Source organism: Dickeya sp. ws52 (assembly GCF_007210685.1).
Lineage (GTDB): Bacteria > Pseudomonadota > Gammaproteobacteria > Enterobacterales > Enterobacteriaceae > Dickeya > Dickeya chrysanthemi.
Genome location: NZ_SZVX01000003.1, coordinates 48220 through 61114 on the forward strand (window position 1 = coordinate 48220; position 12895 = coordinate 61114).

A 12895-nucleotide genomic window follows, 5' to 3' on the forward strand; every position below is an offset into this window, starting at 1 on the left:
TTTTAAATTGTAGATTTATACAGCCATATTCTGAAAACATCATTTATATCATTGAATTTATTAAAATATCTATCAGACTGTTAATCCGTATGTCACTGGTTCGAGTCCAGTCAGAGGAGCCAAATTCAAAAAAGCAGATATCGAAAGGCATCTGCTTTTTGCTTTTTATTCCGTGTGATAGCGTGCCGATGCCTTTTCAGTTTTCGCTGCGCATCGGGAGAATTGGGTGGTCAGATTTGGGGTCAAGTTGGTTCGATGACGGAGTGACCCCCACATGTCTCTTAACGACTCAAAAATCCGCAACGTAAAACCATCCGCAAAACCCTTCAAAGTTTCCGATTCTCACGGTCTGTACCTGTTAGTCATCGACCTGCTGAAAGGGATTGAGAAAAAAGGTTTGCTCGAAGTAGCGTCACGAACCCGACAGCATATGTGCAACATCATGCGTCATGCCGTACATCAAGAGCTGATTGAAAACAATCCGGCGGCGAATCTTGACGGTATCATCACTTCTCCCGTTAAACGCCACTACCCTGCCCTTCAGTTGGAGCAACTACCGGAACTCTTGACTCGGATTGAGGGCTACAAGCAAGCACGAGAATTAACCCGCCTGGCCGTATCACTCACCTTGCACCTGTTCATCCGTTCCAGCGGAACTGCGTTTCGCCCGTTGGTCTGAGATCGATTTCAGAAACAAAATCTGGACCATTCCTGCCACCCGCGAGTCTATCCCCGGTGTCCGCTATTCAGGGCGTGGTGCGAAAACACGGTCAACAAGGCCTTACGTCTGATGGGTTATGACACAAAAGATGAAATCTGCAGCCACGGATTTCGGGCAATGGTCTGTAGTGCCCTGATGGAATCCGGCCGGTGGTCAATGCGGTTGAGCGCCAGATGAGCAATCAGGAGCGCAACAGCGTTAGAGCCGCTTACATCCATAAAGCGGAATACCTTGATGCCCGTAAAGCGATGATGCAGTGATGGTTGGATTATCTCGACTCATGCAAGATAAAATATACGCCTCCTTATGCCTGGCGTAATCGACAAGACCGACAACAACTATCGCTTGCAGGGATTGAATAACAAGATAAAGGTTCGTGTGATGAGGCAGACTTAAGATTTATGAGGTCTGCTTTGTTAAAAAAATAACACATTGATTTATAATAACAATGGATATGATTGAAATAAGTAAATTGACCAGTGCAGTACTCGCACAGTGGTGGGGATATCGCGATAGATATCGATGTAGTGCAAATCGGTTCTCTTTAGCAACAAGCCTTCAATATTGCTGACAACCCCATCGTCCCACTGCTATATGCTCTATCGGCCTTGTGCAGTAAAAACATTCCACGCCATCAGCCATAGTTTTAATCCTTCACTCCAGATACGTCTGTCTTGTGCATCTTTAACGTAAAAGGGTTGTTTTTTCATTGCCGGTTCATATAATGAGTGAGCACTCACGCTTTTAATGACGGTTCACTATACACGGATTGTCAGCGTCTCTGATTTTCTTCTTCTCATCGGAGACATAGAGCGATAAAAAATCATAATCAACTGGGATATATATGAAAAAGATCAGACTGGGTAATACGGGCCTCCAGGTAAGCCGTTTGGCTCTGGGCTGCATGAGCTTCGGTAAACCAGCCCTTCAGGGCACATGGACATTGGAGGAGTCAGAATCTGAGCCACTGATTAAACAGGCGCTCGATTTGGGTATCAACTTCTGGGACACCGCCAATGTGTATGGATTGGGTTCTTCAGAAGAAATTATTGGCCGCGCCATTAAAAAATATACGCGTCGTGATGACATTGTACTGGCGACAAAATTGTACTTCCCGATGCACCAGGGGCCGGGAGGCGGAGGGCTGTCCCGTAAAGCAATTATGGAACAGGTTGATGCCTCTCTGAAGCGTCTGGACACAGATTACATCGACTTGTATCAAATCCACCGTTTCGACCCCTTGACGTCCGTCGAAGAGACCATGGAAGCACTCCATGATATCGTTAAGGCTGGAAAAGTCCGTTACCTTGGGGCTAGCTCAATGTGGGCATGGCAGTTCTCTAAGATGCAGTATGTGGCCGAACGTCATCACTGGACGAAATTTGTCTCCATGCAGCACCAGTACAACCTGGTTCAGCGTGAAGAAGAACGGGAAATGTTTGGCCTGCTCAGCGATCAGGGCATCGCCTCCCTGCCCTGGAGTCCTCTGGCCGCAGGTCTGGTTGCTCGTCCATGGGGAGCCAGCAGTTCCACACGCGCTCAGGAAAACCCGGCAACCGATCAGCAGGGCCGACCACTGTATCTAGCCAGCGATAAAGCGACTGTCGACGCGGTTGAATCCATTGCAGCAGAGCACCACGTGTCGATGGCAACCATTGCCATGGCGTGGTTGCTGAGTAAACCGGGCGTCACCTCCCCCATAATTGGGGCCACCCAATCAAAACATCTTGAAGACGCTGTTGCGGCACTTGATGTCCAACTTTCAGCGGATGAAATCATCAAGCTTGAACAGGCCTACAGCCCGCGCTTACCCACCTATTTTTAATCCTTAACGATGCAGACTCACTGGGGGTCTGCCATCTCCTTAAACGAAACAACCATACACGATACGGATCGATATCCGGTATCAATGCAATCGTCTTTTGACAGGCCATTACGTCATGAAAAAAACCACATCCGGACCGGCAGAGAGCAGGAATTCTCCCCCCGCTCGCCGGTTCTCACAGAAGCTAACCAAGAAAAAAGTAGCCATCCTGACAGGAGCGATAGCCGTGGCGTTGTTTTGCAATTTTGGGGTGGAAAAAAACCCTGCATACCCTGATTCAGCACAATTCCATGAGGGTGCCTTTAAGAATGTCAATCCAAGACAGAAAGTGGGCACCCTTGAAGATATCAAAGTTCTGTGGAATTTTACCTTTAATAAACCACCTCATACCGAGCCGGAAAACCCACTTCCGGTCATGCAGCTCACGACAGAACGCGTGCTCAATAGCCCGGATAACACGGTGTTCCGCCTGGGTCACTCATCTTTACTGCTGAAAATGAAGAATAAATACTGGTTAACTGACCCAGTATTCAGCAAAAGAGCGTCTCCTGTGCAGTGGCTCGGACCTAAACGGTTCCAGGGTACACCGATAACCCTGGAGCAGTTGCCTGAAATCGAAGGCGTACTCATCTCACACGACCATTATGATCACCTTGATTACGACGCTATTATGAAGCTCAAGGATAAAACCCGTTTTTTCCTAACGCCTCTCGGGGTGGGTGACTTACTTCGTTCCTGGGGCGTCCCGGCAGAGAAAATCATTCAGCTCGACTGGTGGCAGTCTCATGAGATTGATGGCATTACGTTTGTCTCTACACCGGCACAGCATTTCTCCGGCCGCGGATTGTTCGACGGTAATAAACGGTTATGGACGTCCTGGGCCATGGTGTCTGATAATTTCAGGCTCTTTTTCGGCGGTGACTCAGGGTATTTCGACGGGTTCAAGAAAATCGGCGATGCGTACGGGCCGTTTGATATGGCCTTTCTGGAGGCCGGTGCTTACGACCCGGGCTGGAGAGATATCCATATGCTCCCTGAAGATACCGTCCAGGCTTTTGAGGACCTGAAAGGGAAATGGCTGTTCCCCATTCACAACGCCACCTTTGACCTGGCCTTCCATTCCTGGGATGCGCCGTTTATTAACATTGTGTCGTTATCCCGGGAAAAAGGCATTTCATTGTCCACACCCGAAATTGGCGAAGGCGTTGAGTTCCTTAAACCAGCTACGGAGAAACAGTGGTGGAATATGGAACCTTCCGCGAAATAATCTGCAGGTAATCATAAGAAAGAGGCCGCTGGCCTCTTTCTTATTTACTGATACTAAAAACACTTGCCCTGAAAAGAGGGATTTTATCGGTTAGCCACGTAGGCCGTATCCGCCTGCTCACCTTTTTTCCATCCACCACCCAGTGCAGTGAAAAGACTGACGATAGCCTGTTGTCTTTGCGTCATCGTGCTAATCAGCGCCAGCTCATTATCAAACGTGTTTCGTTCTGACTGTAAATAGCGAAGATAGTCATCAACACCGGCGGAATATCTCGCCCGGGCGATCGCCAGCGCCTTGTTATCACTTGCCACCAGAGCCTTGCGTGCGGCCTCTTCCCGGTTCAGCGTATCTTTTGCTGCCAGCGCATCGGCCACTTCCCTGAATGCAGTCTGAATGGTCTGTTCATAGGCGGCAATGGCGGCATCTTTTCGCAGACTGGCCAGCTCGAGATTTGCCCGGTTACGCCCCCCACTGAACAGCGGCAAACTGACCTGCGGCATGAACGACCACATGCCCTGCCCGGCACCGAACAGGCCTGACAACTCGGCACTGGAGGTACCCGCTACCCCAGTCAGAGAAATCCGGGGAAAGAATGCCGCTCTGGCAGCGCCAATATCCGCATTTCTGGCCATCAGGCGATGCTCCGCTGCGATGACATCCGGCCTGCCGGTTATCAGATCTGACGGTACGCCAGGGGCGATACTCTGCACTATAACGGGTTTGTCCGTTGCCTGAGTACTCAGATAACGATCGATATTCCGTGCCCCCGACAGGAGAACCAGGGCATTCGTGGACTGCCTGACCTCACGTTCGGCACCGGCCAGAACCGCCTTTGCCTGTTCGGCAAGACCCAGTGCATCCTGATAATCCTGTTCCGAAGCAGTCCCGGCATTAAGCCTGGCGCTAATTAATGTCAGGCTTTGCTGCCGGTTTTTTAACGTTTCTTCAGAGAGACGTTGCCTGTTTAGTGCCCCATCTCTGACCAGGTATGCCTGGATAATTTCTGACACCAGGCTGATTTCTGCATTACGGCTACCGTATTCCGTTGCCAGATATTCTTCAAAGGCAGACGACGACAGGTCATGCACCCGCCCGAACAAATCCAGCTCAAAGCTTGTCATGCCTACGCCAGCCTGGAACGATCCTGCAATACCAGACTGCCCTGATGTGTTCAGGTCAGCCGGGGTCCGTTGACGTGTTTCCGATGCCTGAAGCTGCAGATCCGGTAACCGGCTGGATCTCTGAATCTGATACTGAGCACGTGTTGCCTCCACATTCAGCAAGGTCTGCCGTAAATTACGATTTTCCTTTAACGAGAGGGCAATCAGTTCCCGCAAGTGCCCATCCTGTACCAGTTCATGCCAGTTCAGAGATGTAGCCGATACCCGTGTTTCCCCGGTTGATTGTTGCCAGTCTTTTGCAACAGGCGCGTCTGGACGTTCATAGGCTGGAGCCAGAGAACACCCTGCCAGCAGGGCAGCCATGAGAGAGACAGACAGCGTTTTAAGCACAAAATAACGTTTCATCAGAGGTTATCCTCGTGGTCAGGCTGGAAGACAACGGTCTGATTTTTCTCCTTGCGCGCATTGCGTGCAAAGTGCCCCAGAACCCAGACAAAAAATACCGGTACAAAAACCACGCCCAGCAGCGTTGCGAAGACCATTCCCCCGATGACACCCACACCGATGGCATGTTGGCTGGCAGCGCCGGCTCCCGTCGCCAGTGCGAGTGGCACAACCCCGAGGATAAAGGCCATTGAGGTCATAATGATGGGACGGAAGCGGAGTCTGACGGCTTCCATGGCGGCATCACGGATACTGGCCCCTTTCTCATGAAGGCTTTTAGCAAATTCAACGATAAGAATGGCGTTTTTGGCCGACAGACCAATAATGGTGATCAACCCGACTTTAAAGTAAACATCATTGGGCATACCCAAAATAGTCACGGCCAGAACCGCTCCTAGTGCGCCAATAGGAACAATCAGCATAACCGCCACCGGAATGGCCCAGCTCTCGTAAAGGGCAACAAGGAGTAGGAACACCACCGTGAAGGACAACGCAATCAGTAACGGGGCCTGGGCACCGGCAAGTTTTTCCTGAAGTGACAGCCCAGTCCATTCATACCCGACCCCCTCAGGAAGGGTGGATATAATGCGCTCCATTTCTGCCATGGCTTCACCGCTACTGTGGCCCGTCGCTGCATCACCGGAAATGCGGATCGCGGGATAGCCGTTATAGCGAGCAAGCTGGACGGGTCCATTTTCCCATTTCATCGAGACGAAAGAACCAAGGGGAACCTGTTCTCCATTGCGGTTTGGCACAGACAGGTTGAGCAGCGTATCGGGCGTCATTCTGTACTGCATATCTGCCTGAACCACCACGCGCTGCTGTCTTCCTGCGTTAGAAAAATCGGCAACCGACGCCGAACCAAACGCACTGGATATGGCCGAGTTGATAGAACTGAAACTGATGCCCAACGCTTCCGCCTTTTCGCGATCAATCTGAAGATTTAATGCCGGTGCATCTTCAAGCCCCTCCATCATGGCATACGCGATAACAGAAGACTGACTGGCCGCTGCCAGCAGTTTGTCTCTGGCTGCAAGCAGTGCGGCATGTCCCATTCCGCCACGATCCTGCAGGCGCAGCGAGAACCCACCCGCATTGCCCAGCCCTTCAATCGGTGGCGGTTCAATCGCCATTGCCTGCCCATCGCTTAACTGTGAGAACCGGGCATTGAAGGCTGCAACGTCATTAGAAGCACTTGTTGCACGCGTGGACCAGTCATTCAACGTCACGAACCCCATCGCCGCATTCTGCCCGTTGCCAAAGAAGCTGTACCCCAGAAGGACGGCTGTCGTGGCTGTCGTATCGCGGCCAAGAAGATACTGATTCAGTTCGTCAGTGGTTTTCTCAGTTCGGGCATACGTGGCTCCGGCAGGGAGTTGCAAATTCACCAGGTAAAAGCCCTGGTCTTCCACAGGGACAAAGGCCTCTGGCAAGCGTATGTAGCTGAATCCGAGTGCCGCGACGATGGCGACATAGATGAGCATAAATCGTCCACTGCGATGGACAAGATGGGCATTAATCCCGCTGAAGCGGTCCGTCAGGACCGCGAATTTACGGTTGAACCAACCAAAGAATCCCGTTTTTTCCTCGTTATGCCCCTGCGGTATCGTCTTGAGGATCGTGGCGCAAAGCGCAGGCGTCAGAGTCAGGGCAAGGAAACCGGAGAAAAGAATAGAAACGACCAGTGTCAGGGAGAACTGTTGATAAATCACCCCCACAGAGCCACTCATAAATGCCAGAGGTAAAAAGACAGAGGCCAGGGCGACGGTAATACCCATAATCGCGCCGGAGACCTGTTGCATGGCTTTTATCGTGGCGAGTCGGGGCGAAAGTCCCTCTTCAGCCATGATGCGCTCCACGTTTTCAACCACCACGATAGCATCATCAACCAGGATACCTATCGCCAGCACCATACCGAACATGGTCATCATGTTTACGGAAAATCCGAGTGCATACATCAGCGTCAGCGTACCCGCCAGACAGACCGGGACGACAATGGTTGGGATCAGCGTGTAGCGGATATTCTGCAGGAAAAGAAACATCACAACAAAAACGAGAACAATGGCTTCACCGAGCGTGTGAATCACCTTTTCGATGGCAACACCGACAAATGTCGAGGTGTCATAGGGTACGGCAAATTCCACGCCGTCAGGAAATCCGGTGGATAATTCCGCCAACCTTTCTTTAACCGCTTTCGCGGTCTGGAGTGCGTTTGCCCCCGGCGCAAGCTGAACAGCGGCACCCACCGCCGCTTTTCCGTTGATCACGGTGGAGAAATTATAATCCTGCTTGCCTATTTCTATACGCGCGACATCTCCGAGAGTCACTGTTGAACCGTTTTCATTTGAGCGGAGGATAATCCGGCCAAACGCTTCCGGTGTTTCCAGAATCCCTTTGATGACGATAGACGCCGTCAGCTCCTGATCGGTTGTACCCGGTTTGCTACCAAAACTGCCTGCCGGTACCTGCACGTTCTGAGCCGCAATCGCATTATTCACATCGGTAACCGAGAGACCATAACCTACCAGTTTTTGTGGATCGATCCAGATGCGCATTGCGGCTTCTGCACCGAAAAACTGCACTCGTCCAACACCCGGAATACGGCTGATTTCATTGTTAACACTCCTCACCGCATAGTCATCCAGATTCACCCTACCCTGACCCGCGCCATCCTTATAGCCCAGCGTATACATCAACAGAAATCCAGAGTTAGCCTGTTCGACATGTATTCCCTGCTGTACCACAGACGCGGGCAGGCGTGACTGCGCATTCTGAAGCCGGTTCTGGACATCAACCTGCGCCAGATCCGGGTTGGTGCCTGGTTCAAATGTCACTGTGATTTCAGCGGTACCGGCGGAGCTGGCAGTGGAATCAAAGTATAGAAGCCCTTTTGCACCATTTAATTCCTCTTCTATGATGCTGGTCACGGAGTCCACCACCATCGTCGCGGATGCGCCGGGATAAGTGGCCGTGATCATAATTTGTGGTGGTGCGACCACCGGAAACTGGGAGACGGGTAAGAAGCGGATGGCCAGCAATCCCGCAAGGGTGATGAAAATGGCGATCACCCAGGCGAAATTGGGGCGGTCGATAAAAAACGTAGGCATACTTGTTCGTCCTGTAAAGATAAGGCTCTGGGAGCGACGGTCAGTTCCGGGCGGTATTCAGCGGCTCTTTGTGCTCAATCCGAGCAGTGCTGGCCTCGTTTGCCTCACGGACTTTCAGACCAACGCTGACAGTTCCCCCTGTTACCACACGATCACCTTCTTTGAGTCCGCGGGTGATCTGCCAGCGCGAATCCTGCATCACCCCTGTCGTAACCTCCCGTTTCTCAATGGTGCTATCCGCACCGATCACAAAGACCTGGGCTGTCCCCTCACTGTTACGATGGATGGCTCGCTGGGGGATCAGAATAGCGTCGGGGTCAACGGCCTGCGTCAGGTGAATACGGACGTACATACCCGGCAACAGCGCACCCTTTTTATTAGGGAACTCACCACGCATTAAAAACTGCCCGGTATCACGACTGACAGTGATGTCACTGAAGAGTAAGCGCCCTTCATGTGTTTCCGGCGAGCCATCAGCCGTCAGAGAAATGATCTGATTCTTACCCACCGATTGCGTATCAGCCGCCCCTTCAAAAGAGGCCCGCAGGCGACGTGCATCGGTTACGGGTTGCTGAAAGTCCGCGTAGACAGAATCAATTTGCTGAATGGTGGCAAGAGGCGTGGCTTCGTTCTGACCGACCAGTGCGCCTTCAGTGACCAGCGCCCGACCAATTCGCCCGGATATCGGCGCACGAACCGTGGCGTAATCAAGATTCAGTGCTGCGGCTTGTACATCAGCATAAGCAGACTGGCGTGTTGCCTGGGCTGTTTTCAGCGTAGTCTGCGCGTTATCAAAATCCTGTCGGCTCACGGCGCTGATGTCGACGAGGGGTTTGTAACGACGAAGAACGGCCTGGGCGTCGCTTAACGCAGCATCTGCCCTGGCAAGATCACCCTGTGCCCGAGATAACGCCATCCGGAAAGAGGCCGGGTCGATGTGAAAGAGGATCTGGCCTGCTTTAACCATCTCACCTTCGCGGAAATCCCGACTCAGGACAATACCGGCCACCCGGGCCCTGACTTCTGCCACTCTGACAGGTTCAATACGCCCGGGCAGTGTTGTCTGCAGTACAAAGGGCTGCGCCTTAACCGTTAACGATTGAACAGAAATGGGTGGGATTTCCTGTGCTACCGGATGTGACATGTCACATCCGGCAACCAGAAGTGGTAAAGCGAGTAAGGCTATTTTTCTACGTGCAGAAGGGCGTTTACATTTACCCCCACAATTATATTTTTTGCTGAAAAACATATAGCTTGAAGATGGCATGATACTGGATCCTGTTAAATATTGAATTAACGGTTAGTGACATGGAAATAAATAAACACGCACACACGTCTATTCCACATCGTGCATCAGATGTAGAAATACCCTGAAATATAAGTGCACTAGTTACATCAACTACTTCTCATCTATTCTCTTATTGGCGTCATAATAAAAAATTGAAAATACAATTACAGTGAAAAATGCGCAGGAGCATCCCTGCTAAGAAAAAGCAAATTTGTGCCAGGTCGGAACATGTGAATCAGAATTTATCGGTAAAGATAAAAAGCTGATGATTATTGGTATGTACTTCTGAAATCACCCTGTAATAAAAAGACATCACAGGGTGCGATATATTAATTAATCAGTTTCCAGAAAACGGCAAATCCCGCTTCTTTGTAGGCTTCTGCGTTTTCAGGATAGCGGGACGCAAACTTCACGGTTGAGTCAGCAAGTGACTGGAATACCGTATCAGCATAACCCCGGCTCAAACCGTTAAACACTGGGCTTTGCACAAATGCCTCATCCACCCCCATGTCAGGAAAGAATTCTGCGGCCTTTTGTTTTATTTCCGACGTAATCAGATCACCAATATCAAGATGGCTCAGTGTGATATTCGCTGAAGGGTTACTGACTCCCCATGAAATATAGCTAAACCACAAAAATCGAGCCCGCACTTCCAGTGAGGCAGACGGCGAGAAACCATTAGAGAGATAAGCACACAAGTCTTTTTTCAGATACAGGTAAAGTTCATTAATTAACTCTTCTTTACTCGGAAAGTAGCGGAACAACGTTCCCTCTGACAAACCGGCATGCTTTGCAATCATTGCTGTTGACGCACTGATACCACGTTCAGCAAAACATAAGCTGGCCGCTTCAAGTATTGCCTGTGCTTTTTCTTCACTACGAGGTCTTGCCATGTCACGTAAACCTATAAATAAGGAACCCTGAGGATTCAATTTTAATAAAAAAGTACTCACTCATTATAAGGAAACGATCTTCTGTTGCAACCCTTTACCCCATGTGATGTCAGGACAATACCCGGTGTTTCTACTTTACACATCCACCAGGTGTACACACTATTTCAGATTTGCTGCATAGAATTTGGTGAGTTGGGCGACAGCCTGATTAACGTATTCAGGTTTGTCATAAAGATCGAAATGCGAAGCGCCATCCAGGACCATCAGATCTTTATGCGTTGAGGCAGCACGCTGATACAAATCATGACCATCTTTATTTGAGCCAAATGCCCCCTGTTTGCTACCAACGATAATCTGCAAAGGTTGCGTCAGTAACGAGTCGGATAAGTAAAAGGCATCAAAGACTGTAACGGCATCCATACTGGTGAAGCGCATCTTGTTTTGCCAGTTAGGAACGGCACCTCTTTCAGTGCGATAGTGTTGCCACGCTTCCCGCAGGTCGATATCGTCAGAGGTTTTATACTCATCCGGAATGAATGGAATAATCATCGGTGCTTCACCTTGGGCTTCTGCGGTACGTTGCTTTGCTACCGCTTCAAGAGAAGCAATCGTGGCCTCCGCGCCACCGGCACGCATTTCACGTCCCGCGTTTACCGGCGCGACCACGCCGGCCGCTTTGATACGACGTTCACTCATGGATGCACTTACCGAGTACCCGCCTCCGGCGCAAATGCCGAGGACACCGATACGGTTTTCATCAACGAAAGACTGGCTAACCAGGTAATCCACCGCGCTACGGATATCTTCCACACGAGTAATCGGATCTTCCTTAAAACGTGGCGAGCCACCACTTTCTCCCTGGAAGGACGCATCCATGGTCAGGGTAACATAACCTTTCTCCGCCATTTTCTGAGCATACAGCCCTGCTGTTTGCTCTTTCGCCCCCCCAGCTGGAGGAACGGTAATAATGGCCGGGTATTTATGGGATTTGTCGAAGCCATCCGGGTAGCGGATGTTGCCCACCAGATTAATGCCTAACTTGTTGTGAAAACTCACTTTCTGGAGTGTCACTTTTGCCACCGCACCATGACTCGCGCCCATGATGGTGAAGGCGGCAACGGTTAGCACAGATAATATCCGCATGATTTTACTGTTAAATTTCATATTTACACCTGTACTTTATTAAGAAAATCGAGCGCTGCAAAAAGAGCAACTGCCCTATTAGCCATCGGATAAACCAACATTTTCACAGCGTACTTCCCACTGAGATCCACCTAACCACAATCATTAAATGAGTAAGTACTTGCTCATTATAGGCAGATTAGAAACCCAATCACAAGGAAAATGTTGATGCAACTGCTCTAGTTCTATAATTTTTTTATCAGGATGATGGCTAACCTTGTTACTTAGATAAATCAGATAATTGGACTGATCCTGCCCAGCATCCGTGGACGCGCGACTAAGTGAGTAAACTCTCAGCCAGAGGTGATTACTCATGACAAAACCCGCATCAACCAGTAAAACGTCCCGTAAACAGTACACGCCTGAATTCCGTGATGAAGCACTTAAACTGGCTGAACGCATCGGTGTCGCCGCCGCCTGCGAACTCGGCCCGGAACAATGTGAAAACCAGAACCTTGCTTAGGGCGGTGTCCACATTACGTGGGTAGGATCACCTCTCCCTGACGCTGTTACCCGTCAGGCATCTTCGCTGAACAATGCATAACTCACGATCAACATCGTCATCATCACAACTAAATTAATGCAAAATGAAACGAGTTAGCTGCTTTTTTCACTTAGGTTGATAATCAATCAAAATATTCATCAGAGCATTACGCAATCCCTTCAACACCGAAAACGCCGTGATAATTTAATTTTGTTATCTCTTTTTTTGCTATTTTATTTTTATATATAAAAAACAAATCAATGTGTAATCACTATTAAAACCATCTGCCGAAATAATACCTGTACAGCCTTACACTACCTCCCCTATACTCGCGACAACATGCTGACCAGTCGATTGTTATTATCGCTGCTCAGCGAACAGTTACGGTATGACGTCTTACCAGAACAGGCGAGACGCCCTATCCTCAGCAAACCAGCCTCATGCAGGGTAAAGGAAAAACGCTGAGATCCGTGAAAACGTAATTGTTCATGTCATGATTAATTACGGTAATAAATTACACATCAAGGAAGATATGCGTCGGAAATATTGGCGAACAGGAGGGA

The 12895-nt window shown here is 49.9% G+C and carries 8 protein-coding genes and 1 pseudogene; 4 read left to right on the forward strand and 5 right to left on the reverse strand.

What is annotated here, in order from left to right; translation table 11 throughout:
- Positions 1–274 precede the first annotated feature (274 nt).
- The 3 genes and pseudogenes from FDP13_RS03780 (at position 275) to FDP13_RS03790 (ending at position 3813) form a co-directional block, all read left to right on the forward strand.
- Positions 275–1083, forward strand: a pseudogene (locus tag FDP13_RS03780) (hypothetical protein).
- Between the two features lie 482 nt (positions 1084–1565).
- On the forward strand, positions 1566–2546 hold the full coding sequence (locus FDP13_RS03785) for an aldo/keto reductase (protein WP_012769199.1): 981 nt from the start codon (positions 1566–1568) through the stop codon (positions 2544–2546).
- A 115-nt stretch (positions 2547–2661) separates the two neighbouring features.
- On the forward strand, positions 2662–3813 hold the full coding sequence (locus FDP13_RS03790) for an MBL fold metallo-hydrolase (RefSeq protein ID WP_143838698.1): 1152 nt from the start codon (positions 2662–2664) through the stop codon (positions 3811–3813).
- An 83-nt stretch (positions 3814–3896) separates the two neighbouring features.
- Here FDP13_RS03790 and FDP13_RS03795 read toward each other — a convergent pair whose 3' ends face one another.
- The 5 genes from FDP13_RS03795 to FDP13_RS03815 all read right to left on the reverse strand — a co-directional run bounded on the left by FDP13_RS03795 (position 3897) and on the right by FDP13_RS03815 (position 11830).
- Positions 3897–5339 carry an efflux transporter outer membrane subunit gene (locus tag FDP13_RS03795; protein WP_143838700.1) on the reverse strand — a complete coding sequence of 481 codons (1443 nt, stop codon included), beginning with the start codon at positions 5337–5339 and terminating at the stop codon, positions 3897–3899.
- Positions 5339–8485 carry a multidrug efflux RND transporter permease subunit gene (locus FDP13_RS03800; protein ID WP_143838701.1) on the reverse strand — a complete coding sequence of 1049 codons (3147 nt, stop codon included), beginning with the start codon at positions 8483–8485 and terminating at the stop codon, positions 5339–5341. The genes FDP13_RS03795 and FDP13_RS03800 overlap by 1 nt, the downstream gene beginning before the upstream one ends.
- Positions 8486–8525: 40 nt before the next feature.
- Positions 8526–9629, reverse strand: coding sequence for an efflux RND transporter periplasmic adaptor subunit (locus FDP13_RS03805; RefSeq protein WP_143838703.1), 1104 nt, complete (start codon positions 9627–9629; stop codon positions 8526–8528).
- 473 nt (positions 9630–10102) lie between these two features.
- Positions 10103–10666, reverse strand: a complete 564-nt coding sequence (locus FDP13_RS03810; RefSeq protein ID WP_033577456.1) for a TetR/AcrR family transcriptional regulator — start codon at positions 10664–10666, stop codon at positions 10103–10105.
- 159 nt (positions 10667–10825) lie between these two features.
- Positions 10826–11830 (reverse strand): alpha/beta hydrolase, encoded by a 1005-nt coding sequence (locus tag FDP13_RS03815; RefSeq protein ID WP_234424368.1) that lies wholly within the window; start codon positions 11828–11830, stop codon positions 10826–10828.
- Positions 11831–12161: 331 nt separating this feature from the next.
- Here FDP13_RS03815 and FDP13_RS21605 point away from each other — a divergent pair, with 331 nt between their 5' ends.
- Positions 12162–12311 (forward strand): hypothetical protein, encoded by a 150-nt coding sequence (locus FDP13_RS21605; RefSeq protein WP_012769194.1) that lies wholly within the window; start codon positions 12162–12164, stop codon positions 12309–12311.
- Positions 12312–12895 lie beyond the last annotated feature (584 nt).